This window comes from Candidatus Accumulibacter meliphilus, from assembly GCF_036625345.1.
Classification (GTDB): Bacteria; Pseudomonadota; Gammaproteobacteria; order Burkholderiales; family Rhodocyclaceae; genus Accumulibacter; species Accumulibacter meliphilus.
Window position 1 is genome coordinate 228249 of sequence record NZ_JAZKTZ010000007.1, and the last position, 25444, is coordinate 253692.

The following is a 25444-nucleotide window of genomic DNA, read 5'->3' on the forward strand; positions in this document are numbered from 1 at the left end:
ATGGCGCGGCACCGGCCCCATGCTGACGCCGGCCGCCTGACGGAGCCATGCTTAATGGGTCGCCATCAGGCGCCGGCAGCGACGTTTCTCGCAGGGGTAAAAAAGAGGGAGGGGGATGTCGTTCCGGATCGAGTATCTTTAATGTGAAAGTCGCGTAAGCGACTCACGAAACTCCCTTCTCCACTCGTGGGAGAAGGGTCAGGGGAAGAGGGGGACGGTCATGGCTTTCATCATCAGGGGTGTCTCGACATGTCATGCCCGTTAGGGGGAAGCAAACTCGTCATGCGCTGCCCCCGTCCGTCGCCAAGCGAGATTTCCCGGATTAAGGGTCATGAAAATTATGACCGTTCACCTTTTCTCCCTGCCTTTCCCCCGCCGGGAGAGAAGGGAGGTTTGTGAGTCGCTTACGCGACTTTCACATTAAGATTCGCCTCCACACCAGACTTGAAGGAACAGAAAATGGACGCAGAATGGGTTCTCACCACTCTCACCGATGCCATGGAAGAGCTGGAAGAAGCGATCGGCGAACTGGAATCCGACCCGGAAGCGGTCGACGAGCTGTTACCGCAACTGATGCCGACGATCTACGCCAAGCTCAATTACGCGTGGAACAGCCGCGAACTGGGGCCGGAGGCTATTGAGAAGCTCGACCACGACGAGCTGGTCGGCTTTCCGAAGGACTTGCCGATGTAGTTGGCGGCAGGCTGTTCGTTGGCGTTGTGGCGGCCCGGCAGCGCGACTTTGTCGGGCTGCCGCGCCGTACCAAAGTACCGCGGTCCCGCGTTGCACGACAGCTCAGGTAGTCTGGGGTGAGCCTGCAAACCCAACGCAATCACCGCTCAAAACCATGTTGGGGTTCGTTCCTCACCCCAACCTACGGGTGCGGTGGCCTGGAATAAAGTGAACGTCAGCCGATGCTGCTCTTCCGTCACGGCGAGCCGCTGGCGCTCGGCCCTTGGCCGACGCGAGCGGCTTTTTTCGTCATCCTGTGCCAAAGCGTGTATAGTGCCGCCCAGAACCGAGCCGCGTTTCATCCGGTCGGCAGCTCGGTCCTCTCGCGGTTGATCCGCCATCGGCACTTGCCGATCGCCCCGCAGCACACCCAGCCCCCTAGTTCCAAGCGCCTGAACCGGCTCTGTTGGCATCATGCCGCAGCAGGTCGTTCACCGGAGATTCACCTTGACCCAATCGTTTTCCGCGCTCGGCCTGTCGGCCGAGCTCACCCGTGTTGTCGCCGAACAAGGCTACACCGAGCCGACGCCCGTACAGGCGCAGGCGATTCCGCTGATTCTCGAAGGACGCGACGTCCTCGCCGGTGCGCAAACCGGCACCGGCAAGACCGCCGGTTTCACGCTGCCGCTGCTGCAACGCCTGAGCACCATGCCTGCCCGTGCCAGCGCCAACGCGCAGCCACGCCAGCGCGTGCGGGCGCTGATCCTGACCCCGACCCGCGAGCTCGCGGCGCAGATCGAAGAGAGCGTGCGCACTTACGGCAAGTACATGTCACTCAAGACGACGCTGATCTATGGCGGCGTGAACATCAACCCGCAGATCGACGCCTTGCGCCGCGGCGTCGACATTCTGGTGGCGACGCCCGGACGCCTGCTCGATCACCTGCAGCAGAAAACCGTCGAGCTGTCGAATGTCGAAATCCTGGTGCTCGACGAAGCCGACCGCATGCTGGACATGGGCTTCATCCGCGACATCCGCCGCGTTCTCGCGCTGCTGCCGGCGAAACGCCAGAACCTGCTCTTCTCGGCGACCTTCTCGGAAGAAATCCGCAAGCTCGCCGACGGCCTGCTGCACAACCCGGCGATGGTCGAAGTGGCACGCCGCAACGCCGAGTCTGAACTCGTCGCGCAGCGCGTGCACCCGGTCGATAGCTGGTGCAAGCGCGACCTGCTGGTGCATCTGGTGTCTTCGGGCGACTGGAAGCAGGTGCTGGTCTTCACGCGCATGAAGAGCGGCGCCAACCGCCTCTCGGAGTACCTGTGCAAGGCCGGTATCGAAGCCACCGCCATCCACGGCAACAAGAGCCAGCCGGCGCGCACGCGCGCCCTGGCCGGCTTCAAGAACGGTACGGTGCGCGTCCTGGTGGCCACCGACATCGCCGCGCGCGGTCTGGACATCGAAGAGCTGCCACACGTGGTGAACTTCGAGCTGCCCAACGTTCCCGAAGACTACGTGCATCGCATAGGCCGCACTGGCCGTGCCGGCAGTTCCGGCGAAGCGCTGTCGCTGGTTTGTGCCGAAGAGCGGCCGCTGCTGGCGGCAATCGAGAAACTGCTCACCCGGCGCATCGAGAAACAGGTCGTCGAAGGCTTCGAGCCGGGCACGACTCCTGCGCCCGCGGTAAGCGCTCCAGCGCCGCGCGGCAGCCACGACGGCAACCGCCGCGGTGCGGCCCCCGCTCGCGACGGACGCGCTCGCACGCCGGCCAAGGCGGCAACGCCACCAGCGCGGCCGGGAGCGACTTCGTCCCCCGCCCGTGCCAATCCGAGCGCAGCGCATAACCCACCGCCACCGCGCGCACCGCAACGTCCACGAGCGGATGGCGGCGCCGCCACGGCGGCACTGTTTCGCGGCCCGGCACGCCGCGGCAGCTGATGGCGATGGGCGGCGGCCTGGCCCGACGCCCGTGCCAATTGTGCCAACCGTGCCACTCCCGCCCCGGTTTGATCCATGGCAAACTCCGCTCACAAGTCGGTCATGAAACAGACTTCGAAGAGTGCCTGCCCCTGTGGCAGCGCGCTTCGTTACGCCGAATGCTGCGGCCCCCTGCACGACGGGGCCGCAGCACCCGACGCGGCAGCGCTGATGCGCTCGCGCTACAGCGCCTACGTACTGGCCATCGAAGCCTACCTTCTCTCCACCTGGCACCCATCGACCCGGCCGACGCAAGTCGATCCTGATGGCGCCCTGGCGCCGCAGTGGCTGGGCCTGCAAGTGCGCCGCCACGTGACTACCGGACCGGAAACGGCGATCGTCGAATTCGTCGCCCGCTACCGGGTCGGCGGCCGCGCGCAGCGTCTGCACGAAGTCAGCCACTTCGTGCAGCAAGCCGGTCGCTGGTACTACGTCGATGGCGAATTCCCTGCGGCGACGAGCAGCAAGTGAGCCGTAATGATTGAGGCCGGTGGCGCCGTGCTGCCCATCATTTATCAAAACCAGCACCTGGTCGCCATCCACAAGCCGGCGGGACTCCTGGTCCACCGCAGCAGCATCGACCGCAGCGAGCGACGCTTTGCGCTGCAGATGCTGCGAGATCAGCTCGGCCAGCGCGTCTACGCGGTGCACCGCCTCGACAAGGGAAGCTCCGGGGTCCTGCTCTTCGCGCTGAGCAGCGCCCAGGGCCGCCCCGCGGCGAAGGTCAGGGATTGTTGACGCACTCGCCGACGACGCTCTCCCCGGCGCGACCGCAGGGAGTAACGACGCCGGCTCTCGGCTGCGGACTGCCGTCGTCGTCGATATGCGCGGCCAGGGTCTCCCAGGCCATCAGCCCACTCTTGTCCAGGGTCAGGCGGAGCAACCAACCGGTGCGCGTGGCGGCATTGTCGAAACCGTCGAAGACAAAATTGCCCAGGCTATAGACGATCAGCTTGCCGCGGTAGTATTCGGCGCCCTGCGTGACGTGCGGGTGGCCGCCGACGACGACATCGGCGCCCGCATCGATCATCGTCCGCGCCAGCTGCCGCTGCCGCTCGCTCGGCTGCTCTTCTCGCTCCCAGCCCCAGTGCATGAAGGGAATCACCAGGTCGGCACCGGCCGCCCGCGCGGCCCGGATGTCGGCGACGACCTGGCTGTCCTCGCTCCAGGCGATGCCCGGCCATTCGGCCCCGGCTTCGAAGGAACGCGGCTTGAATTCGTTGTAGGCCAGTACGGCAATGCGCAAACCGCCACGTGCGATCCACAGGGGCCGGTGCGCCTCCTCGAGATTGTGGCCGCCACCAAAGGCGGCGATTCCCTGCCCGGAAAGATGGTCGAGTGTTTCCAGAAAAGCCTGCTGCCCGTAGTCACCGGAATGATTGTTGGCGACGGCCAGCGCGTCGAAGCGGCCCTTGAGCAGGGGCGCCACGCGCGGATCGGCGCGAAAGCTGTAGATCTTGCTGTCCAGGGCTTGACCCTGCGTGGCAATCGGACATTCGAGGTTGCCGATGGTGTAGTCGGCATCTCGCAACTGCGCCGCAAACGCCGCCAGCGGATCGCCGCCACGGCTAATCAGACGGCCCGGCCCGTCGTCGAGCATGACGTCGCCGACGAAGACCAGGCGCACGCTCTCGGCGCCAGCCGGGCTGGCCAGCGCCAGGCCGAAAGCGAGCGCCAGCAAGGCGAGAAGACGGCGTCCCCTGCTCATTGCTGCTGGCCCTCGGAGCGCGACTCCCGCAGCTCACCCGACCACTCGCACCAGTAGCTCAATTCGCCGTCCCTGAGCGGCTCATAGACGTGATTGAGCCCGGTGAATCCCCACGGCGCAGCTTTCACCAGCGGCGGTGGATAGGCATGCGTCGCCTGATGGATCGGCGTCGGGCCGCTGTCCTTGGCGGCCAGCACATAGACCTTGATCGTCGCCAGATCGGCAGGCTCTTTCTGAAAAACGACGCGGAAGAGAAAATACGAACCCACTTTCTCGACCGCGACGCCATAGGGCGAGACAACCGGCTGCACTTGCAAAATCAGGGTTTTGCCGCCGTAGCTGACGTGGCAAGCGACGCTTTCAACGACGGCTGCTCGCGCCGGAACGGCCAGCAGCTGCGAGCTGAACAGGCCAAGAAGAAAGAGATACCGGCGAGGGGCAGGCATGGGAGCAGACAGTGGTTGCGAAGGGCGCAGTATCGGGAGGCGGCAGAAGCCCGTCAAGGCATATAGATGAACTTGACCACGCGCCAGCACAACCATCCAGGGAGAATCATTGCTAAACTAGCAGGCTCGCGCCTGGGAAGTGATCTTCCGAATCGGGCGTCACCTCCCGCATTAGTGGCCGTGTCTCGACCTGCAGGTGCATCAACAATGCCTCCTTATCTTCGTCTTCGCCTCGTCTGCCTTGCCGGCGCCATACTGCTCAGCGCCTGCAGCACCATCGATCAACCCGTGAGCGAGCCGGTCACGGTTCGCGAACCAGTGCCGGTAACGCCCGCCGTCCCGAACACGCCTTTCGCCGACGAACCCGAGAAGAGAACGGTCTATTTCGGCTTCGGTGAGGCACGGATAGGCCACGAGGGCGTCGTCGTCCTGCGCGAGAATGCCTTGCGCCTGAAAAATGATTCGCAGCTGATCGTGACCCTGGTCGGCCATACCGACAATCTCGGCAGCGCGGCCTACAACCTGGCGGTGGCGGACAAGCGCATCGAAGCGGTGAACGACAAGCTGCGCTCGCTCGGCGTGGCCAAGAACCAACTGCGGCGCCTGCCGCTCGGCAGCGAGCAGAGCAACAAGGAGGCCTGCGACAGCGAGGCCTGTCGTCAGACCATGCGCAAAGTCGAACTGGTGTACGAAAGACGCTAAGTTCCTGAGTTCGCACGCCGCAACGCCGCGGCCGTCGCCAGATTGGCGGCAAGCACAGGCGATCACGAAACCGCGGCAGCCTTGACGGGACGGCTGCCCCCGAGTCCGTGACGCCGTGCTCGCTGGTGGCGGCGCTAACGGTCATGACATGTCGATATACTCCGGATCATGAAAGTCATGACCGCCCCCTCTCACTTGCAGTGCGCATTCCGGCTTGCACGCCGGAATCGTTCGCCGGGCCGGGGGAGCATGCTCCCTGAATTCCCCGCCTTACCCCCGGCCCTTCTCCCGCGAGGGGAGAAGGGAGTTTCGTGAGTCGCTTGCGCGACTTTCACATTAAAGCAACTTCAACTTGTGCGCCGCGGCGCTGAGTTCGCCACGAAAATCAGGGTGAGCAATGCCGATCAGCGCCTGCGCCCTTTGCTTGGCGCTTTTGCCACGCAACTGCGCAAGCCCATATTCGGTGACCACGTAGTTGACATCGTTCTTGCTGGTCGTGACATGCGCGCCGGTGGTCAGCGTCGGCACGATTCGCGAAATGGTATCGCCTTTGGCCGTTGCCGGCAGGACGATGAAAGACTTGCCATCGCGTGAGCGATTGGCCGCACGCACGAAGTCGACCTGTCCACCGGTACCCGAGTAGGACTGCGGACCGAAACTTTCCGAACAACACTGGCCGATCAGATCGACCTGCAGCGTCGCGTTGATGCTCACCAGCTTGTCGTTGCGCGCTGCCAGGAAAGGATCGTTGGTGTAATCGACCGGATGCATTTCGAGCGTCGGATTGCGATGCATGAAGCGATAGAGCGGCTGCGAACCGAGGGCAAAAGTGGCGACCATTTTTCCCGGCAGATAGGTTTTCTTGCGGTTGGTGACCGCACCGCATTCGAGCAGCTTGAGGATGCCGTCACCGATCATCTCGGTGTGGATTCCGAGATCGTGCTTGTTAACCAGTTGCATGACCACGGCGTCAGGAATGGCGCCATAACCGATTTGCAGCGTCGACCCGTCCTCGATGATGTCGGTGACGTACTCGCCGATCGCCTCCTGCACTTTGCCGATCTTCGGCAGGCCGACCTCGAGGACCGGGTCCTCGCTCTCGACGAGGCCGGCAATCTGCGAGACATGCACGTGACAATTGCCGTTGGTGAAGGGTACGTTCGGATTGACCTCGAGGATCACCACCCGCGCGCTACTGATCGCCGCCATGGTGTAGTCAGTGGCCAGGCTGATCGAGAAGTAGCCGTGCTCGTCCATGGGCGAGGCCATGGTGAACACCACGTCGACGCGAATCTGCCGGTTCTTGATCAGCGACGGCATTTCCGAGAAATAGCTTGGCAGATAATCGATCCATCCTTCCAGCCCGCCGGGGCGAGTCGCACCGCCGTAGAAGAAAGCGAGATGGCGGACATTGTCGACCGTCTCGGGGTCCATATAGGCGAATTTTCGCAGCGGCAGAATCTGCGCCACGGTCACCCCGTGAAAGCGCTGGCGCTGCTCGGAGAGCGCACTCAGCAGGGTCGGCGGTTCGCCAACACCGGTTGGCACGCTGATAAAATCGCCATTCTCGACCAGACCCATGGCCTCTGCTGCCGTCATTTTCTTGCTCTGGTAGATCCTTTGGTAAATGTCCGACATGCTCCATCCCCTCCTTGCTGTTGGCCAACAAACCGTATCCCGGGAGTGACCTCCTCCCGACTACGCTCTTTTTTCTGGCACCGTGCCACGCACGCAAAAGGTGCACACGGGGCGCGCGGGCAAGGCGCGTCCCGGCAAACCCAGCTTGCAAGCTACATGCTACGACGATACTGGCCGCCGACGTCGTAAAGCGCATGGGTAATCTGCCCCAAGGAGCAGACGCGCACGGCGTCGATCAACACCGCGAAAACGTTGCCGTCTTCGATGACCGTCTGCTGCAGGCGCTCGAGCATCGCCTCCGACGCTTCGGCGTTGCGCTCCTGAAAGTCCTTCAGGCGCTTGAGCTGCGACTGCTTCTCTGCTTCGGTCGAGCGCGCCAGCTCAATCTCGATCTGGGCGTCGCCCTTCGGATTGCGGAAGGTATTGACGCCGACGATCGGGAAGGATCCGTCGTGCTTCTTGTGCTCGTAATGTAGCGACTCTTCCTGGATTTTGCCACGCTGATAGCCGGTTTCCATGGCCCCGAGAACGCCGCCGCGCGAGGCGATGGCTTCGAACTCCTTGAGCACCGCTTCTTCGACCAGATCGGTCAGTTCGTCGATGATGAACGAACCCTGATTGGGATTCTCGTTCATCGCCAGACCCCACTCGCGGTTGATCACCAACTGGATGGCCATGGCGCGGCGAACGGACTCTTCGGTCGGGGTGGTGATCGCTTCGTCGTAGGCGTTGGTGTGCAGCGAGTTGCAGTTGTCGTAGATGGCGATGAGCGCCTGCAGCGTCGTGCGGATGTCGTTGAAGGACATTTCCTGCGCGTGCAGCGAACGCCCCGACGTCTGGATGTGATACTTGAGCTTCTGGCTGCGCTCGCTGGCGCCGTACCTGTTCTTCATCGCCACCGCCCAGATGCGGCGGGCGACGCGCCCGATCACCGAATACTCGGGGTCCATGCCGTTGCTAAAGAAGAACGACAGGTTGGGCGCGAAGTCGTCGATTTGCATGCCGCGCGCCAGATAGGCCTCGGCGTAGGTAAAGCCGTTGGCCAGGGTGAAAGCCAGCTGCGAAATCGGGTTGGCGCCCGCTTCGGCAATGTGATACCCGGAAATGGACACCGAGTAGAAATTGCGGATGTTGTGATGGACGAAGAACTCCTGGATGTCGCCCATCATCTTGAGCGCGAATTCGGTCGAGAAAATACAGGTGTTCTGTCCCTGATCTTCCTTGAGAATGTCGGCCTGAACGGTGCCACGCAGGTTGGCCAGCACCCACTCGCGGATTTTGTCGATCTCGTCTTCGGTCGGCTGGCGACCGTTCTCGCTGTCGAATTTGGCGATCTGCTGATCGATCGCGGCGTTGAAGAACATCGACAGAATGATCGGTGCCGGACCATTGATGGTCAGCGAAACCGAAGTCGTCGGCGCGCAGAGATCGAAGCCGTCGAAAAGCACGTTCATGTCGTCGAGCGTGGCGATCGAGACGCCGGAGTTGCCGACTTTGCCGTAGATGTCCGGGCGGGCATCGGGATCGCAGCCGTAGAGGGTGACCGAGTCGAAGGCGGTCGACAAACGCTTCGCCGGCATGCCTTCGGAGACGCGCTTGAAGCGGCGATTGGTACGAAAAGCGTCGCCTTCGCCGGCGAACATGCGTGTCGGATCCTCGTTTTCGCGCTTGAAGGCAAAGACGCCGGCGGTGAACGGGAAGGAGCCAGGCACATTCTCGCGCATCAGGAAACGCAGCACTTCACCCTCGTCCTTGTAGGTCGGCAGCGACACCTTGCGGATGCGCGACCCGGAGAGCGAGGTACTGGTCAGGCGAGTGCGTTTCTCCTTGTCGCGGATTTTGACGACGTACTCGTCCTGGGCGTACAGCTCCACGGTTTTCGGCCACATGTCGAGAAGCTTGCGAGCGCGCGCGTCGAGCTGCCCATCCTTCCATTCGATCAGCTCGTCGAAGTCGCTGCCAGCCGGTTTGCCGCAGGCTTGAAAGAGGTTCTTGGCGGTGCGCAGCGACTGCCGCTCGCGCGCCACTTCGGCCTGCTCGGCGCTATGTGCGTGATAAGTACGCACGCTCTCGGCAATCTCGGCCAGGTAGCGCACGCGCTGCGCCGGCACGATCGCGCGCTGGTTCGACGATTGGCGAACGGAAACCAGCGGCAGCTTGCCTTTCTTGAGCGGCAGGCCGAGCTCAAGCAGACGCGGCAGCATCGCCTGATAAAGCGCCGTGACGCCGTCGTCGTTGAAGCGCGCAGCCATGGTGCCGAAGACCGGCATTTCCGCAGTACGCTGACCGAAGGCCTCGTGGTTGCGCTGATACTGCTTGCGCACGTCGCGCAAGGCGTCATCGGCGCCCTTGCGGTCGAATTTGTTGATGGCCACGAAATCGGCGAAATCGAGCATGTCGATCTTCTCGAGCTGCGACGCGGCGCCGAACTCGGGCGTCATCACATACAGCGAAGCATCGACCAGCGGCACGATTGCCGCATTGCCCTGACCAATCCCCGAGGTTTCGACAATCACCAGATCGAAGCCGGCCAGCTTGCAGGCGGCGAGCACTTCGGGCAGGGCGGCAGAAAGCTCGCAGCCCGTTTCACGCGTCGCCAGCGAGCGCATGTAGATGTTCTCGTGCTCGATGGCGTTCATCCGGATGCGGTCGCCGAGCAGCGCGCCACCGGTACGCTTGCGCGAGGGGTCGATGGAAATGATCGCCAGTTTGATGCGGTCGCTCTGGTCGAGCCGAAAGCGGCGCACCAGTTCGTCGGTCAGCGATGACTTGCCGGCGCCGCCGGTGCCAGTGATGCCCAGGGTCGGGACTTTCAGCCCGGCGGCCGCATCAACGAGCTTCCTGCGCAGCGCTTCCGGATAGACACCGTTCTCCAGGGCCGTAATCACCTGCGCCAGATGGCGGCGATCGCCGGCCCTGAGCGTCGCCAGGACTACTTCAGGATCTTGCGGCGCCAGCGCCGAGAGGTCGAAGTCGGAGCTTTCCGCAAGGTCGTTGATCATTCCCTGCAGACCCATCGACTGACCGTCTTCCGGCGAATAGACACGCGCCACGCCGTAGGCATGCAGCTCGGCGATTTCGCTGGGCACGATGACGCCGCCGCCACCACCGAAGACCTTGATCTTCTCGCCGCCACCCGCCTTCAGCAGGTCGATCATGTACTTGAAGAATTCGACGTGGCCACCCTGGTACGAGGTGATGGCGATTCCCTGCACATCCTCCTGCAGCGCCGCGTTCACGATCTCCTGCACCGAACGGTTGTGGCCGAGATGGATGACCTCGGCACCGGTTCCCTGCAGAATGCGGCGCATGATGTTGATCGACGCGTCGTGCCCGTCAAAGAGGGAAGCCGCTGTAACAAAGCGCAGTTTGTGCTTGGGTTTGTACGGTAGAAGCTTCTTGGCAATCGAAAGATCGGTCATGGCGTTTGTGCTCCACGAAAATTGAAGGGGTCTCGGTGGTCGGGAATTTCACGGGGACATCCATGGTAGAAACTTGACCGCGATAAAGCTATTACCCGACACGCCTTGAACAGTGTAAATATCGCCAACTTGAAATAGGCTATCAATTCACGGCCTTGGAAGACGAGCATGCGCTACCCTGAGAAGACTGCCAAGCACCTGCCGACAAGCACCGCCGCGCCCCGAGGGTCCGCCAGCGGCCGGGCGACGGTGGCCATTGCCTTCCTCGAGGGAATGCTCGCCGGTCTGCAGCATGCGGGCAGCCCCACCGCGCCCCTGCTCGAACGTGCCAACATCGCCCCGGCACTGCTCGACGACCCGGGCGCACGTATTCCCGTCGACCGCTATGCCGCACTCTACAACCTCATCAACGCGCAACTCGACGACGAAGGCTTCGGGCTTTTCTCGCAGCCGATGCGCTGCGGTGCTTTCGAGTTCCTCTGTCGCAGCACGATCACCGCCGCCACACTCTCCGAGGCCATCGAACGCAGCATCCGCTTTCTGCGCCTGGTCCTGCCCGATCTCAGCGTCCGCCTCGAGACCACCCGCGAGCAGGCCCGCCTGTGCATCGCCGAGACTCGCCCACTGCTGATCGGGCGCGTGTTCGCCTTCGAATGGCTGTTGCGCCTGCTGCACGGCCTGCTGTCGTGGCTGATCGGGCGCGCCATCGTGCTCGATGCGGTGGCCTTTCCCTACCCCCGCCCACGCCACGCCGACGACTACGCCCTGATCTTCACGGCCGACTCGACTTTCGATACCCCCGCGCTCACCGCCAGCTTTGCTGCCAACCTGCTCGACTGGCCGATTCGCCGCGACGAAGCGAGCTTGCAGACTTTCCTCGACGGCGCGCCGGGCAAGCTGACGACGCTCTACCGCCGCGACCGCGAAATGGTGCTGCGCGTTCGCAGCGCCTTGCGCGATGCCCTGCCCGCTTCGCCGTCGCTGGCTGCCATCGCGCACCAACTGCATTTGTCGCCACGCACGCTGCATCGCCGGCTGGAAGACGAGGGCTCCAGCTTTCAGGCAAGCAAAGACGCCTTGCGCCGAGACCTGGCCATCAACAGTCTGGCCAAGACCAAACAGGCACTGGCCCAGATCGCCGCCGAACTGGGCTTCGCCGACACCACCGCCTTCTACCGCGCCTTCGTGCGCTGGACCGGCATGGCGCCCGCGCACTATCGACGGCGGCTGCACGCAGCAGCCGATGCTGGTAAGCAGGGGCCGAGCAAACGCCGCCAGGGCGCCGCGGCGTCGCCTGCGCCGCCAGACGGCGTAGCGAAATAGAGCAAGCGCCAGATCGGCTCCCAGAGCGCCGACCGCAGCGCTCGGGCACATGGCAGGCGGAAGTCCCGATAGTGGGGACGTGGATTGGAACGATGCCGCCTCAACGGTCGGTCATAAAGCGCGTCGCGTTTTCAAGGTCCGCATGGGTGCTGCCGCTGTACAGGGCATTGACGAACTTGCGCCAGATCAAATCCGGTTCGCCGAGACGGAAGCCGTAGATGCCGCCCTCCGACACCCGCGAGGCCGCGACCTTTATTTGCGAGGTTTCCGCGGGGCCAAGCTGAATCGTGATTTCACCCCAGACACCGATGGGCACGGAGACCAGCGCGTGTGCCAGAAAGCCGTAGCGCGAAAGCTGGATGATTTCCAGGCTGATCTTGCTCGCCACACCGTCTGCCGAGGGGATCACGAACTTCGCCGGGCAGCGCACCGAAAAACGCCGATGCCGATGCCGATGCCGCCGCCCGCTATCGTCCTGCCCGCTTTCCTCGACCGCCGGCAGCACCGCCTGATAGGCAGGCAGATCGTAGATCGTGTGCATCAAGCACTTTTTTCGATCGCTAAGCTCGGCAAAAACGTTGGTCCGCACGTTGAAAAAGTGGTCGAGCAATTCCGGCGTCAGCACCGGGTCGTTGGTGGTGTAGAAACGACGCTGCGGCAACTGGATATTGGCTAGTTTGCGCCGAAAGAAGAAAGCATGCAGATTTCGCTTCGGTGGTTTCGACCCGTAATGCCTCTCGAAGATCGCGTCGGCAGCGCGCAGATCCAGCGTCGCACCAACGGCTGGCGCACCATTGACGAAATCATAATTCTCGACGACGTTCTGCGTCAGACGCTGGAAGAACAACAGCGATTCGTACATCTCGATATGGCCGGGATTGACGGCGATGACGATGTGCCGCGTGTCGAAAAACGTGTGGCAATAGTCGTACATGAACTTCATCAGCGGAAACAGGATACTGCCGCCCGTGTGGCGGAATTTCCGGTGCACCGCCAGCGCCGAAACCTCGGCGATGTTCCCTTTTTCCTCACGCACCGCAGTCAGATCGAAAATCCTCTGCAGCGGGAAACCCAACACGCTCTCGCGGATCAAGGACAGCGTGCCAACCACTTGACCATCATATTTCGCGCACAAGGTGGTCGTCGTCGGCAGGGCATGATAGATCGTGACGCGCATTCCGGAAGGATCCGGGGTCATGAAACCACTGCCGACATAGGCATCGTGCAGCAGCGTAAAGCAGGCTTCCAGTTCCTCTTTAGTATCGGCGATCTTCAAGACCAGCCGCTCATTGGGTGCTGGATTGCACTCGACGAAGTTACGATAGACAGCAAAACGCCTCTTCTGGGGGAGGATGTTGAACAGCTTTCTCAAGGTCCGCCGCAGCAGTTTCCGTACCGGCACGACTAGTCTTCTGAACATCTCCACGCCCTGTTCAACCACGACGGTCGGAAGCGCCCGCAGCCCGGATACTGACGAAACTAGGCTTGCCGTTCCATCGACAATGCCACGGCACGGCGCTGACAACACTGTCACCGTGCATCTTATCAAAAGCGGCGCCCCCTACGCCGCCCGTTTGCCTTCTAATACGCAGGCCATCGCCGGCCGGCAAGCGCTCTCGCCACGTCAGTACCGAATGCAGACCTTTCCAAAGTGGGCACCGCTCTTGCGGTAAGCCATCGCGGCCTTGCGTTCCTCGAAAGCAAAAACGCGATCGATCACCGGCGGCAGCCGATGCTGGTTGATCGCACGCAGCATCGTCGCGAAGCCATTGCGGCAGCCAACGCTTATGCCGAGCAGACGTCCCAGGCGGGTGACGACCAGTCCCAGCGGTGCCGCCAAACGGGCACCCGACAGCACACCAATCATCGACAAGGTTCGGCCCGGACGAATGTAGCGCAAGGGCTGCGGCAGCGTTCTCTCGCCGCCAAGTTGAACGATATTATCGAAGCCACGGTCAGCGGTGAGCGGTGAGCGCGCGCCAGCTTCGCCCATTCGGTGTCGTCCGATAGGTGATGCGGCGTCCGCACCGAGCGCTTTGGCGGGTTTGAGCTTGGCGTCGCAGCTGACGACCACGCTCCACGCAGTGAGTGCCGCACAGGGCAGCGTCGCCTGTTCGTCAACAAGATGGGCCGGCACTTCGACCATTCCGCCTTTGGGCAGGCAGACCAGATCCACCATCATCGCGTCGACCGGCCCGGGCTGCCGATCGGGGCGGCTGGCCATCTGCAAGTGCTGCATGCATGCCCCAGCCATCCTGGAGCTGAAAGACTCTCAAGTTGTTGATCCTCCTGCTACCATCGTTGGCCAGATGAGCGCGCTATGGCTCTCCAGAGACATTGGCCGGCAAGCCGCAAAAGTATAATTGGCCGATTCAATCGTGGTCAATCGCAATTAGGGCGCCGTCAGCGGAAAGCTGAGCGGAGTCGTGAGCGAGAAATGCATGCGGATCCCTGCGGTATCATCAGCTTCGACGAAAATTTCCGGGAATGTCGTGTTGATCGTGTCGAAACAAGCCGTGCTCATGTTCGTAGTCGTGTTCTGCAGCCTGAAGCTGATGGCCGCTGAGCAGCAGAACTACCCCTTTACCCTCGAAAGCATCAAGGAGGGTAACAGTCACAGTATCGTCGCGCGCAATCGTGGCGCGGCAGCGGTCTCGGTCAGAATTTCTCTCGCCAACTCGCGTAACGCCGCCCCGGACAGCCCCTTCCCTCTTTACGCGGTGGTTCCCCCGGGTAGCGGAAACATCTCCCTGGCGCGTATCCGGCCGGCCGCGACGGGCGCCAGCTACAGCTTTCGCACCCAGACATCATGGATGCTTGGCGACTACCATGCGCGACAAAGTGCCGGCGCCATCTATCGCCTGCCCTACGCCAACGGACTGGCCTTCCACATTGGCCAGGCACCCGGAGGCCCGCTGAGCACCCACCGCACGCCCGACAGCGAATTTGCCGTCGATATCGGTATGCCCGAGCGCACGCCCGTGGTCGCCGCCCGCGATGGTATCGTGGTCTACACCGAAGCCAGTGAGAGCTATGGTGGCCGACACCCGGACCTGATGAGCAGGGCCAACGCAGTGCGCATACAGCACAGCGATGGAACCATTGCCCTCTACGCGCACCTGGCGCACGGCGGGGTGAATGTTTTCCCGGGACAGCGAGTTAAAGCCGGCATGCAAATCGGCTTGTCGGGCTCGACTGGCTACTCGTCCGGGCCGCACCTGCATTTCGCCGTACAGACGGTGCTGCGGGCGGGCGATCGCTTGACGACCTACTCGCTACCCTTCAACTTCTATGTCGGCAGGCCCCCTGCGGTATTCGCGCCGCGGTTTGGCATGTTCGCTGCAGCGCAGTACGCTTCCCCGGGTCGGGTGCCGATCACCGTTCCGGGCCCCAAGGCGCGTTCTGCCAAATGACAACTCATCTTGTATATCTTTTCGTCGGTATTCTGTATTCCGTGTTGCGACATCCGTTACATGCGTCGACCATGCCCCGGTTGTCGCACCTTGCGCCTTGAATACGACGGAAAGTTCGGCGCAATCTGGTCCGTCACTTCAGCGCTAACGTCCGTAGCGCTGCTTTTCTCCTTGGCAGCAAAAAACTCAACAGGATCCAATGGACAGTTCTTTCTTCGGCCGCCAGCACCTCGCCGTCTTGCTGGCACTTTTCCTGCCGCTGCTTTCGGCCTGTGCGTCTTACGGCAAGATAAGCAACGAACCCATCCTCGCCGAAGACGAGTCACCCGGTAGGTACTCGATCACCCAAGCGGTGCATTCCGGCCGCTCGGACGAAGCAACCATGATCCTGGCGTTTTCTGGCGGCGGCACCCGCGCCGCCGCACTGGCTTACGGCGTTCTGCAGGCGCTGCGCGACACCCGCATCGAACTCGGTGGACAATCGCAACGGCTGCTGGACGAGATCGACACCATCAGCTCGGTATCGGGTGGCAGTTTCACGGCCGCGTATTTCGGCTTGTATGGCGACAAGATCTTTACGGATTTCGAGAAGGACTTCCTGCGCCGCAACATCTCCGTTGAACTGATGCAGGGACTATTGGACCCGGCAATGTTGCTCTCCGAACGTGGCCGTACCGAGATGGCCGCCAATTATTACGACGGCAATGTGTTCAAGGGCGCGACCTTCGCTGACCTGCAGCAGGGGGACGGGCCGCTGATCGTGATCAATGCCACCGACCTCGGTCGGGGCGTACGCTTTTCCTTCCTCCAGGATTACTTTGATCTGCTGTGCTCCGACCTGTCTTCGTTTCCGATTGCCAGCGCAGTCACTGCTTCATCCGCCGTGCCGGTCCTGTTCCATCCGCTGGTGCTCGAAAATCGCAAAGGCTGTGGCGATCGCGCACCAACCTTCCTGACCGACTTGCAGACCGGTGCCAACCGCTCACCGCAGTTGGCGCATGTCGTCGACGGCCTCAACAGCTACGCGCTCAAAGACCAGCGCCGCTATATCCATCTGGTCGACGGCGGCATCACCGACAACCTGGGCCTGCTGGCGGTCTATGAAATGATCGAGTTGGCCGGCGGCGCAAGAAATCTGCTCGGCTCGCTTGGCGGCATACCCGGACGACGTTTCATCGTCATCTCGGTTAATGCCTCGACGTCGCCGCAATACGGCATGGAACTGAGCAAGGCCCCGCCGTCGATGGCCGATACCGTCAACCTGGTGACCGACGTCCAGTTGCATCGCACCAACGCGGCAACGATGGCCCTCATGCAAAGCAGCATCAAGGGCTGGGCGGCGGAACTGTCAACACCCGGACAAGCCGTCGAATCCTATTTCGTCGACATCGACTTCAAGAACGTCCCGCAAGCTCAGCGAAAACTCTTCCTGAACCAGATTCCGACCAGCTTTTCGTTAAAAGAGGCGCAGGTCGACGAATTGATCGCTGCCGGTCGCGAGCTCTTGCTGAGCAACCAGGAATTTCAGCGCTTCATCCGCGATCTGGGAGGAAGTCAGCCGGCGCAAGCCCGCTGACCTGTGCCCGTGCGCATGAGTCTGCTCGTCGCATCGAGCGAGCTTGCCGAGATAGCGGGCGAGGCCGCACACGAGGCAGAAAAGGCCCGCCATTCTCGCCGCGAAGCGCGGTGCCAGGTCTACCCTCGTGCCTTGGGAAAGAGTCAAGACCTAGCCCTGCGTGTTGCGGATTGAACCCGGAACCTGGGCCCCTTCACGCCGGAAAAAGAGACCATCCATGATCCTTCGCTCACAGCTGCTGGTTCTCGCCTTTCTGCTGACCGGTTGTTCCAGCTGTCATGTGGCATCGTATTACAAGCCAACGCCTGACAGCCGCAAGTACGTGCAGACCTACGCACAACTGCCCGGCTACGCCGGATTGAAGCTTGGCGACCAGGCATCAGCGATGATCGCATTCTGCGGCGACAAGTACCTGCCAGCGCCGGGAAGCGCGGTTCAACTGTGCATGTCGGTCGAACTGGCCAACAACTCGACAATGCGCTTCCTGGACGGAAGAATTCAGCTCACCGCTGGCGCCATGAAGCCGGCAATGGTGGAGATCGCAAGCATTGAATACGAAGTCTGGTGCAATGTTCAGGCCGGGACCCGCATCTGTTCGTCGTCCGAGGAATCACCGGTCGAAGGACCGCGAACAAAGCGTCCGGGAATGACTGCCCGCGTTGATCGTTACGTCTTCGAGCCACTATTGGCGTTTCGCGGAGCCAACGACACCTTGCATGAAGGAGCCATGTTTGGCCAGCGCCTGAGCGGAACGCGGCGCTATCTTGTAAAGACCGCGCCCATAGCGATCGGCAAGGAAACCCCCATTGTTGTTGTATTTCCCGATGTACTCATCGACGGACAGGCAGTTGAGCTACCTCACCTGGAGTTTCAGGCAGTCACCGAGGAGGTTTGTCGAATGCTTCCTCTTGCATAGTCAATAAAGAGACGGCGAGAGCACCATGAGCGCGTATCTGGTTCTTGCCATCGGCTCGCGGTTTCGCTCCACGCTGCCTCCCCACACTCCGTCGCCCTCGTGCCGTTGCGCTTCACTTCGTTTGCTGTGGCCAACTTACGGGAGGACTTTCACCGCCAAGATCGCGCCCATGCTGGGCGCACAACGGATCAGATCGCGGCTGCGCACGATCTATCCTTATTCGTTAGGCTGCAGCACTACTTCTCAAGCATAAGTGCATTTGCCTTTGTGACGTCCACGACCGTCGTCGTATCGAATTTCGCCCAGGGATTCGCAACCTTGAATCCGCCCTCGATCTGGATCTTCTTGTCGGAGAGAACACTTGATGTTCCGATAAGCACCGATGCTCGTAGCATTCTCTCCGAGTACGCGATGGCATTCGTTAGTTCCTTCTTGCTGGCTGCGTCAGAGTCAAGTTTCTCTCCGACTAGTATCTTGTAAGCAAAGAAGTACTTCAGTGCATCGACGTAATCCTTCTTCTTGTAGGCGGCCGCACCTAAAGTCCAAAGCTCATCTTGACCCTGCCCACGTGCCGATGTATGGAAAACCAAAGACGAACCGATAAGTAGGGCCGCTGCAACAGCACTAGTAATGTGGATCATTTCTGCCTCTCCTTTAGCGTCGGTGGACTCTCAGAAATTTCTGGTGGCGATGCCGCACCGCTATTAACGGTCTGCTCACCCGTTGCTCCAATGTAAATTGAAGCGGGCTTTTCTATGACAACTGCGGCGATAAGCACGATGGCTCCAAGCAAGGCAAAGAGGAGACCGGGAGATGCGCTTGCTAGGTCAGCCTTGGCGCCACTTAGGGAAGCGTTGAACTTGAACTCACCGGAAACTCCCCGTCTTAATAGATCGTTGCCCATCTGAACGATCTTCACGCCGGCCCAGACAAGCGCCAGCTTCAGTAGAAGAATCGAGGCAACAGTCAGCATGTAGCTAAGGAACGCTTGTGTCATCGACAAAATCTCCTCAAGGGCGTCGACGTCAACGTGTGGCAGCGGCGGCGAGACCTGCGGCCTACGTTTAGTCGGCACCGATTTCGGTGTATATCCCGGCATGTCAAGGCCCATAATCCGGTCGGAAAATTGTAACAACCTGATTTGTAGAGGGGAGTAAGATTTTTACGCACCTGACGAGTCGAAAAACACACCTTCTGAGCTCACGCTTCTCGATCAGCTTCGAGATCGCGTCCGCCTCAAACACTTACAGTACAGTATAGGAAACGAACCTGGTATGTCCATTAGGCCATGCGCTACGCCTGGCCCGATCAATCGTTGCCCTTCGCAGGACACTTGTCGAAGTACACTTAGCCTCCCCCACTCCGCGATTCGACGAGTTAGTTCAAGCTTTCCGCCGCCGATCCCTCATCACAGCGTCTTCAAATACTCCACCAGCGCTTCCTTGTCGGCTTCCGGCAACCCCGTCCCAAACTCATGCCCCTGGTTGCTGCCACCCTTGCTGCTAGTATCCAGCATTGTCCCCACGCGCTTGGCCGCGGGCGTGTCGGTAACGAACCCGACCCTCACTTGGTCATACACATCGTAACCCCGCCAGAAAACCGTCGGCCGCTGCCCAACCGGCTCCAGCAAATTCCTCAGCGTCGGCACCGAGCCATTATGCAGATACGGCGCCTTTAACCAGATACCGTCGAGGAAAGGCACGACATAGCCGATCAGATCTTCCTCAACCAGGCCGCGGCGTTCGAGGCCCATTTCCTTGACCACCTGGTTGGCCTTGATCGCAGCGCCCTTGTTCCAGGAATCAAGACGACCACGGTCGGTGCCGACTTCGGCGAGGGGTAGCGGCCGGCCGGTGAGTTCGCTGGCGTGGCAGTTGGCGCAGTTGGCGTCGAACAGGGCTTTGCCCTCGGCCGCCTTTGCCTGATCGATGGCGAAGGGGTATTTCGGTGGTGGCAATTCGGAGAGGTAGCTGTGCAGCCATTGCACCTGCTCGACGAACTCCTGCTTGTTGGCGGGCGCAGCGCCGAGCAGGCCCAGGGCGGAGTCCATGATCACCGAGTAGGCGTCGCTGCTGTCGCCGGCGTAATTCATGCGGTGGCCTTTCTCCCAGACGTACTTCTTGAGGTTCCATACCGAGGGCATGTCGGTGGGACCGAAAGTGTCGTCCATGGGAGCACCGATCATGAAGTACTTAGTGAGGTTCATGGCGTCGTCGCGACCGCGGCCCCAGTCGGGGAAGTCGGGGCGGTAGATCCAGGCGAACTGTTGCTCGCGTTCGAGCAGGCGTTTTTTGGTGATCGGGATGACGAAGAAGCGGTAGAGGAGCTGGTCGATGAGGTCGAGATTTGTGACGCGATTGATTTCGGCCATCAGGATGTCGGCATTGAAGCGCGGATCCTTGGCGCAGTCGATCAGGTAGCGGAAGAAGGCCTCGACGTTGGTGGTATGCGCCGGACCGCCGACGACGAAGACCGGGTTGGAATCGGGCGATTCGCGGTAGCTGGTAGTGTGGCAGACGGCGCAGTTGTTGGCCACGCGCGGAAAGCCGATGGTTTTCTTGCTGAAACCCGCCGGCAGTTCCTGGCCCTGCTCCCAGGGAACGCCGAGTGAGGCGTAGCCACCGGGAAGGACCTTGCCGTCCTGGGTCAGTTTTTCGGGAAAGACGCGCGGCAGGACGTAGAAGATCCAGTAGGGGATGCCGGCGTCGTGCTCGGCGCCGATCGAGCCGTATTTGAAGCGCGTCTCGAAATCGGCCGTTACCCAATCGGGCTGTGGACGTTCGCGGAAGCCGCGGTCGTAGCCGATCACCCCGCCGACAATGATCGTGACGATGATCACCACGCCGATGGCGCGGAACCAGTTCCTGCAGGATCGCATGCTCATCGTCGGCTCCTCAGAAGGTCTTCATGAATTCGACCAAGGCGGTCTTTTCGTCGGCGCTCAGCTCGGTGCCGTAGGCCTTGCCGGTGTGGCCGCCGTTGCCATTGCCGGGAGCGCTGGTGTCGAAAAGGAAAAACGACGGACCGTTGCCCTGCGGCTGATCGGAGACGAAGCCGACCTTGACCGGGTCATAAACGTCGTTGCCGCGATAGAAGCTCGCGGGCCGTGCCGCCGCCGGTTCGAGCAGCTCGCGCAGGCTGGGCACCGAGCCGTTGTGCAGATAGGGCGCACGCAGCCAGACGCCGTCAAGCGGCATGTTGGCGTAGCCGTGAGTCTTGCGGAAGTGCGTGAAGCGCCACGGGTAGCCGGCGTAGAGCGTGGCCTGGTTCACCGCCAGCGTGTAGGTGTATGAATCGAGGCGGCGCCGGTCGGTACCAATCTCGGCCAGCGGTGTCACTTTGCCGACCAGCTCGCCGCTGAAATCGCTGCCCGAAGCGCCGTGACAGTTGGCGCAATAGGCCTTGTAGATCGGCGCGCCGCGCAGGGCCAGTTCGGCGTCGACCGGGAAGAACTGGCTGAAGCTCGGCGGCGTGACGTCCAGGATCCAGTCCTCGACGCGGCTGATGCGTTCGATGTCGATGGTCGGCGGCGTCGTGCCGGTGCCGAAGGCGGCGCTCTTGTTGCGCTCTTCGACGGTGGTGTTGTTGCCGTCCCAGTGCAACTGCATCTCGTGCGGCTCCTTGCGCTGGCGTTGCCGCCACAGCGAAGGAAAGTCGGCCGGGGCGTCGAACTCGGCGGGGTCGAGATGCGCCATCGGGAAGTTGAAGATCACTTTCGCCGAGTTGAAGGTATCGACGCGCCCCGGCCCCCATTCGTGCTGCTTGAAGACCCAGTCAAAGCGCCCGGCAAGCGCCAGCACGCGGTCGCGCATTATGGCAATGGCCACCGGATAGACCACGTAGCGGTCGAGCAGATCGAGCTGGCCGCCCTGACGTTCAATCTCCGGCAGGATGAATTCCTTGGAGAACTTCGGATCGGCGGCGCAGCGGAAGAAGAACTCCTCGAAACCTTTCATGTTGAAAGTCGCGGCCGGCATGCCGAGGATGATCGTCGGTGGCTGGTCGGCGGCCGTGCGCACGGTACTGGTGTGGCAGACGGCGCAGTTCACAAAGACGCGGTCGATTCCCTGGTAGCGGCGCTGCGAAGTGCCGACCGGCAGGTCGCGGTCGCTGCCGTCGGCGTTCTTCTCGAACACCATTCCCAGCGACTGGTAGCCCTTGCCGGGCAAATACTGCGGACAGACGTCGGGCAGCACCCGCCAGATCCAGTAAGGGAAACCCATCTCGTGTTCGCCGCCAGTGGAACCGTACTTGAAGTGCTCGGTCGGGCTGGCGTAGTCCACCGGCACGTCGCCGCCGAAGCGCTGTACCAGCCAGACCACGGCCAGCATCGGCAAGACGACGGTGAGGATGAAGAGAATGATGAAGCGTCGCTTCCAGGGGCTTTTCGCTATTTTTTGCTGTCCGTTCAGTTCGTTCATGCTGTGTTCCCCTCTTGCTGGTTCTCAGTGCGCCGGCAAACACGGGCGTAGGGCCTCGTAGCCGGCGGCGAGCAGCGTTTCGAGTTGCGGCGACTGACCGGTTTCGGCGCGCAGCCATTGCGTCACCTGCGCGAGCAGTGCGGCGCGCACCGGGCTGCTGCGCCATGCTTGAGCGTCGCTGGCAAAAGCCGGCAACATGCTTTCCGGCGGCATTGGCGTCTTCGCGCGCTGCGCCGGCGGGATATCGGCCATGGCCAGGCGCACGTAGAGGCGCGGGGCGCAGTGGCGGAGCCTGGCATCGACTTCGGCCGGACTACCCTGCAGAAAATTCGGCGGAAAAGTTTCGGCGGTCTGGTGGCAGGCGGCGCAATAGGGTTGAAAGCTGCGCAGCAGCGGATCGCCGGCGCTGCTCGGCGTCTGACCCGGCGCTACGGCAGCGACTTCCAGCTGCGCCGGTGGCAAATGCTCGGCGGCCGCGCAGCACGCTGGCGCGGCCGGCATGCCAAGCTCGGCCAACAGGGCCGCGAAGAGTCTTTCGCGCGGGAAAGGCATGGGGCCGAACAGATTCGCGGCGTCGCGCCCCGCCGCCAGGCGATCGATCGCCTGTTGCACGACGCTGAAGTCGTGGCGGATTTCCAGAGTCACCTCGCCGTCGGCCCCATCGACACCAACACCGCCGCCTGCATTGCGGCGAATTCCAATGCTGCCGATGGCACTGCCGGCTGCGGTGCGGGCCGGCAGGCCCCCGACCTGCGGCAGCAGCGTCGCGCCGCTCGGCGTCGCCTCGCCAAGGAGCGTCAGATCGACGCCGTTCAAGGCCGTTCCAGCAGGCAGCGTCAGCCGTGCCAGCCGCCCTCCGCTCGGTTTTCCCGCCTGCATCGACAGTGTTCCGGCGAGCAGACTCCCGCCCGCAGCGGTGCAGCGCAAGGACCAGCGCGAAGCGACTTTGCTGTCGATCCGGCAGGACACGCTCAGGCGCTCTGTGACAGCTGGCGCCAAGCGCGCCAGCGCACTCTCCAATTGCCGCCGGTCGCTGTCGGCGACAAACTCCGCCAGGCCAGCCACCAGTTGCCGCAGCGCATCCGCTGCGTCCGGTCGCCACAGCGCCCCGGCTGGGCGGGGCAAGAGCGGATCGAAGCGCGCCGGCACCGCCGCCACAGCCGCCCGCGCAGCGCTATCCGCGGGCCAGCTGTCAACCGCCTGCAGCGGGTTGCGGTTGGGAATGTCGGGATTACCGGCGCTCAGGCCGCCCGGCCAGCGGCGCCGCGCCTGCTCGCGCAGCCGCTTGTCAACCGCCTGCATGAAGCGGGCATCAGGGGTCCAGGTCTGACCGCCGGAGAGCGCGTGTCGCAAGGCGGCGGCGAACAGGCCGGCGCGGCAGCCTTGCGCCGCGGCCGAATTGCCGCCGCAGCCCGCGCGCCACAGAAGCTGGGTCAGGGCAAAGCCGTTGGCGCGCTCACTGGCATTGTCGATGGCGTAGGGGACGTCGATGCCGCGGTCTGGGGAAATGCCGTAGAAGCTTCGACCGCTGGCCAGCAGCGTCGCCGCCACTTTGGCATTGGCGTTGGTCTCGTCCCACAGCGCCCGCGAAAAAATCGGCGAACCGTTCTGGTGGCAGGCAAAACAGATGCTGCGGTTGGCGTAGACCAGGCGCGGCTTGCTGCCGGCGTGGTAATCCTTGAGCAACTGGAATTCGAAGCGCCCGGCGGCCTCGTTGTAACTGATGATCTCGATGACCGCCGACTGCTCCTGGTAGCCGATGTACAGGCGGTCCTTGAGCAGTGGCATGCCGGCGGCGACCGGCGGGCTGTCGACGGCCACCAGGACGCGCGGATAGGCAAAGTAGTCCGGTGCAGCCGCCGTCCGCTGCAGCGAGCGGCCGAGAGGAATCAGTACGCGCTTGGCAGGCGGCAGCGGGCTCGCCGGGTCGCGCAGCAACTGCGAATCGATGCGGGCCAGCAGAGCTTCGAAGGGAAACGGCACTTCGATCTCCGCCGACGCGCCGCGACGCACGGCAAACAGTTGCTCGAAAAGCGAACGCCCCTGGCTCGGGAGATGCTCGCCGGGGTCGGCCGGATTGACGACCGGCAGCGCGGCCACCGGCACCGCCCCCGTCGGCCGCGCTTCAGTCGCCAGCACCGGCATGGCGACGAGTGCTGCCAAGCCCGCTGCCAGGCCCGCGGCAAGCCGTCGCAGGATCGCCAGCGACATCGCAGGCAGACGCATTGTCAGCTTCCATGCCCCGGCTGCGCCAGACTCAGGGCTTGGCAGGCTTGCCAGCAGCAGCGACGACAGTGCGTTGCTGCGTTCCCGGCCAGCAGTCTTCCTGCACCTTGCCGGTGGCAACGAAATTCGCCCGCGCCTTCTCGTCGGTGGCTTTGTCGTAAAGCGTGAAATTGAGCGCAAAGCCGCGGTCCAGATAGGCGCGGCCAAGGTAAAAGCCGGGACGGACCATGCGGATTTCGTCGCGCACCTTGAGCCCGCGCCGGCCGGCGAGGTAGTCGGGGTTTTCCTGGTAGCCGGCAATTTCGTCAGTAAAGAAGTAGTCGATGATGATCGACTCTCGCCGCGAGTCGAGCAGACTCTGGCCGCAATAAAGCTTGGCCGGGAACAGCAGCCAGGTTTCCTTGCCCGCGTAGTTCATCTTCTTCGGCTCGCCTTCGACCAGGCCGAGCTTCTTGAGCAGTGACAGATCCTCGATGCGGTTGCGCAGCACACCTTCGTCGCGGAAGAAGACCTTGCCGCGCCAGAGCACTTCGCCGATCTCCTCGACGACGAGGCCCTTGAGGTGCAGGACGGTACCGCCAAAACCACCGACCAGCTCCGAAAGCCGGAACTTGCCGCTGCTGCCGCGCGGCAGCAGGATGCGGCCTTCGAAAGCGCCGTCCGGGATCGGACCGGCGGTCAGGCGCGCGTAGATCTGGTCGATCTGCTCCTCGTCCAGCGTCGCCAGATAGTCGGGCGTGATTTTCGCCAGCTCGGCGGGCGGAATCGGATACTGGTAGTCGACCTGCGCCAGACTCATTTTCGTCTGGTAGCTCTTGGCGTAAGGCGCGAATTTGATATCCGGGGGTTCCGGCTTGCTGCATGCGGCAAGGGCAAGCGCGGTGAGCGTCGCCAGCGCGCCAAGCGCAAAGCGTGACATCCGGTCTGTGCGCTGGCTGCGCAGGGTGCGCAGGGTGCGCGCGGCGCGCAAGTGGCTCAGGGCAAAGGTGTGCGGCAGTCGCATGATG

The 25444-nt window shown here is 62.5% G+C and carries 20 protein-coding genes and 1 pseudogene; 9 read left to right on the forward strand and 12 right to left on the reverse strand.

Features of this window, described 5'->3' with window-relative positions:
* Nucleotides 1–459 precede the first annotated feature (459 nt).
* From V5B40_RS15925 to V5B40_RS15940, 4 genes and pseudogenes are all read left to right on the forward strand, one after another.
* A complete protein-coding gene (locus V5B40_RS15925; protein ID WP_332355392.1) occupies nt 460–693 on the forward strand; it encodes a hypothetical protein in 234 nt (77 codons plus the stop codon).
* A gap of 486 nt (nt 694–1179) precedes the next feature.
* Nucleotides 1180–2607, forward strand: a complete 1428-nt coding sequence (locus tag V5B40_RS15930; RefSeq protein WP_332355393.1) for a DEAD/DEAH box helicase — start codon at nt 1180–1182, stop codon at nt 2605–2607.
* Nucleotides 2608–2709: 102 nt separating this feature from the next.
* Entirely contained in the window at nt 2710–3117 is a 408-nt protein-coding gene (locus tag V5B40_RS15935; protein WP_332355394.1) for a YchJ family protein, read from the forward strand.
* Nucleotides 3118–3144: 27 nt separating this feature from the next.
* A pseudogene (locus tag V5B40_RS15940) lies at nt 3145–3357 on the forward strand (pseudouridine synthase); the annotation flags it as partial.
* Nucleotides 3358–3370: 13 nt separating this feature from the next.
* Here V5B40_RS15940 and V5B40_RS15945 read toward each other — a convergent pair.
* Together V5B40_RS15945 and V5B40_RS15950 are read right to left on the reverse strand one after the other, a co-directional pair.
* Nucleotides 3371–4354: a CapA family protein gene (locus V5B40_RS15945; RefSeq protein WP_332355395.1), complete on the reverse strand. Its 984-nt coding sequence runs from the start codon at nt 4352–4354 to the stop codon at nt 3371–3373.
* Nucleotides 4351–4800 carry a hypothetical protein gene (locus V5B40_RS15950; protein WP_332355396.1) on the reverse strand — a complete coding sequence of 150 codons (450 nt, stop codon included), beginning with the start codon at nt 4798–4800 and terminating at the stop codon, nt 4351–4353. Before V5B40_RS15950 ends, V5B40_RS15945 begins: the two co-directional genes overlap by 4 nt.
* A 207-nt stretch (nt 4801–5007) precedes the next feature.
* Between V5B40_RS15950 and V5B40_RS15955 the strand changes: the two genes are divergently transcribed.
* A complete protein-coding gene (locus V5B40_RS15955; RefSeq protein WP_332355397.1) occupies nt 5008–5502 on the forward strand; it encodes an OmpA family protein in 495 nt (164 codons plus the stop codon).
* A gap of 336 nt (nt 5503–5838) precedes the next feature.
* On the opposite strand, the gene V5B40_RS15960 is transcribed toward V5B40_RS15955, so the two are convergent.
* Complete coding sequence (locus tag V5B40_RS15960; RefSeq protein ID WP_332355398.1) at nt 5839–7140, reverse strand: acetyl-CoA hydrolase/transferase family protein; 1302 nt, start codon at nt 7138–7140, stop codon at nt 5839–5841.
* A 152-nt stretch (nt 7141–7292) separates the two neighbouring features.
* Nucleotides 7293–10562 carry a fused isobutyryl-CoA mutase/GTPase IcmF gene (gene icmF / locus V5B40_RS15965; RefSeq protein ID WP_332355399.1) on the reverse strand — a complete coding sequence of 1090 codons (3270 nt, stop codon included), beginning with the start codon at nt 10560–10562 and terminating at the stop codon, nt 7293–7295.
* Between the two features lie 168 nt (nt 10563–10730).
* On the opposite strand from icmF, the gene V5B40_RS15970 reads away from it, so the two are divergent.
* On the forward strand, nt 10731–11885 hold the full coding sequence (locus V5B40_RS15970) for an AraC family transcriptional regulator (RefSeq protein WP_434735882.1): 1155 nt from the start codon (nt 10731–10733) through the stop codon (nt 11883–11885).
* 100 nt (nt 11886–11985) lie between these two features.
* Here the strand turns inward: V5B40_RS15970 and V5B40_RS15975 are convergent, their stop codons facing one another.
* Both V5B40_RS15975 and V5B40_RS15980 read right to left on the reverse strand, forming a co-directional pair.
* Nucleotides 11986–13287, reverse strand: a complete 1302-nt coding sequence (locus V5B40_RS15975) for an N-acyl amino acid synthase FeeM domain-containing protein (RefSeq protein ID WP_332355400.1) — start codon at nt 13285–13287, stop codon at nt 11986–11988.
* A gap of 222 nt (nt 13288–13509) precedes the next feature.
* Complete coding sequence (locus V5B40_RS15980; protein WP_332355401.1) at nt 13510–14124, reverse strand: zinc-binding dehydrogenase; 615 nt, start codon at nt 14122–14124, stop codon at nt 13510–13512.
* 283 nt (nt 14125–14407) lie between these two features.
* Here V5B40_RS15980 and V5B40_RS15985 point away from each other — a divergent pair, with 283 nt between their 5' ends.
* From V5B40_RS15985 to V5B40_RS15995, 3 genes are all read left to right on the forward strand, one after another.
* Nucleotides 14408–15298 carry a M23 family metallopeptidase gene (locus V5B40_RS15985; RefSeq protein WP_332355511.1) on the forward strand — a complete coding sequence of 297 codons (891 nt, stop codon included), beginning with the start codon at nt 14408–14410 and terminating at the stop codon, nt 15296–15298.
* Between the two features lie 199 nt (nt 15299–15497).
* Complete coding sequence (locus tag V5B40_RS15990) at nt 15498–16874, forward strand: patatin-like phospholipase family protein (RefSeq protein ID WP_332355402.1); 1377 nt, start codon at nt 15498–15500, stop codon at nt 16872–16874.
* A gap of 160 nt (nt 16875–17034) precedes the next feature.
* Nucleotides 17035–17790 (forward strand): hypothetical protein, encoded by a 756-nt coding sequence (locus tag V5B40_RS15995; protein ID WP_332355403.1) that lies wholly within the window; start codon nt 17035–17037, stop codon nt 17788–17790.
* A gap of 236 nt (nt 17791–18026) precedes the next feature.
* Here the strand turns inward: V5B40_RS15995 and V5B40_RS16000 are convergent, their stop codons facing one another.
* The 6 genes from V5B40_RS16000 to V5B40_RS16025 form a co-directional block, all read right to left on the reverse strand.
* A complete protein-coding gene (locus tag V5B40_RS16000; protein ID WP_332355405.1) occupies nt 18027–18431 on the reverse strand; it encodes a hypothetical protein in 405 nt (134 codons plus the stop codon).
* A complete protein-coding gene (locus V5B40_RS16005; RefSeq protein WP_332355406.1) occupies nt 18428–18787 on the reverse strand; it encodes a hypothetical protein in 360 nt (119 codons plus the stop codon). The genes V5B40_RS16000 and V5B40_RS16005 overlap by 4 nt, the downstream gene beginning before the upstream one ends.
* Nucleotides 18788–19198: 411 nt before the next feature.
* A complete protein-coding gene (locus tag V5B40_RS16010; protein ID WP_332355407.1) occupies nt 19199–20674 on the reverse strand; it encodes a c-type cytochrome in 1476 nt (491 codons plus the stop codon).
* Nucleotides 20675–20684: 10 nt separating this feature from the next.
* Nucleotides 20685–22211 carry a cytochrome c gene (locus V5B40_RS16015; RefSeq protein ID WP_332355408.1) on the reverse strand — a complete coding sequence of 509 codons (1527 nt, stop codon included), beginning with the start codon at nt 22209–22211 and terminating at the stop codon, nt 20685–20687.
* Between the two features lie 24 nt (nt 22212–22235).
* Entirely contained in the window at nt 22236–24437 is a 2202-nt protein-coding gene (locus tag V5B40_RS16020; protein ID WP_332355409.1) for a hypothetical protein, read from the reverse strand.
* A 31-nt stretch (nt 24438–24468) separates the two neighbouring features.
* Nucleotides 24469–25440: a hypothetical protein gene (locus V5B40_RS16025; RefSeq protein WP_332355410.1), complete on the reverse strand. Its 972-nt coding sequence runs from the start codon at nt 25438–25440 to the stop codon at nt 24469–24471.
* Nucleotides 25441–25444 lie beyond the last annotated feature (4 nt).

Bases quoted from the DNA above. Each gene is read 5' to 3' on its own strand.
- V5B40_RS16005 (WP_332355406.1), bottom strand. From the start codon at position 18,787: ATGACACAAGCGTTCCTTAGCTACATGCTGACTGTTGCCTCGATTCTT.
- V5B40_RS15935 (WP_332355394.1), top strand. From the start codon at position 2,710: ATGAAACAGACTTCGAAGAGTGCCTGCCCCTGTGGCAGCGCGCTTCGT.
- V5B40_RS15950 (WP_332355396.1), bottom strand. From the start codon at position 4,800: ATGCCTGCCCCTCGCCGGTATCTCTTTCTTCTTGGCCTGTTCAGCTCG.
- V5B40_RS16010 (WP_332355407.1), bottom strand. From the start codon at position 20,674: ATGAGCATGCGATCCTGCAGGAACTGGTTCCGCGCCATCGGCGTGGTG.
- V5B40_RS15980 (WP_332355401.1), bottom strand. From the start codon at position 14,124: ATGCAGCACTTGCAGATGGCCAGCCGCCCCGATCGGCAGCCCGGGCCG.
- V5B40_RS16025 (WP_332355410.1), bottom strand. From the start codon at position 25,440: ATGCGACTGCCGCACACCTTTGCCCTGAGCCACTTGCGCGCCGCGCGC.
- V5B40_RS16000 (WP_332355405.1), bottom strand. From the start codon at position 18,431: ATGATCCACATTACTAGTGCTGTTGCAGCGGCCCTACTTATCGGTTCG.
- V5B40_RS15945 (WP_332355395.1), bottom strand. From the start codon at position 4,354: ATGAGCAGGGGACGCCGTCTTCTCGCCTTGCTGGCGCTCGCTTTCGGC.
- V5B40_RS15990 (WP_332355402.1), top strand. From the start codon at position 15,498: ATGGACAGTTCTTTCTTCGGCCGCCAGCACCTCGCCGTCTTGCTGGCA.
- V5B40_RS15970 (WP_434735882.1), top strand. From the start codon at position 10,731: ATGCGCTACCCTGAGAAGACTGCCAAGCACCTGCCGACAAGCACCGCC.
- V5B40_RS15925 (WP_332355392.1), top strand. From the start codon at position 460: ATGGACGCAGAATGGGTTCTCACCACTCTCACCGATGCCATGGAAGAG.
- V5B40_RS15985 (WP_332355511.1), top strand. From the start codon at position 14,408: ATGTTCGTAGTCGTGTTCTGCAGCCTGAAGCTGATGGCCGCTGAGCAG.
- V5B40_RS16020 (WP_332355409.1), bottom strand. From the start codon at position 24,437: ATGCGTCTGCCTGCGATGTCGCTGGCGATCCTGCGACGGCTTGCCGCG.
- V5B40_RS15955 (WP_332355397.1), top strand. From the start codon at position 5,008: ATGCCTCCTTATCTTCGTCTTCGCCTCGTCTGCCTTGCCGGCGCCATA.
- V5B40_RS15960 (WP_332355398.1), bottom strand. From the start codon at position 7,140: ATGTCGGACATTTACCAAAGGATCTACCAGAGCAAGAAAATGACGGCA.
- V5B40_RS16015 (WP_332355408.1), bottom strand. From the start codon at position 22,211: ATGAACGAACTGAACGGACAGCAAAAAATAGCGAAAAGCCCCTGGAAG.
- icmF (WP_332355399.1), bottom strand. From the start codon at position 10,562: ATGACCGATCTTTCGATTGCCAAGAAGCTTCTACCGTACAAACCCAAG.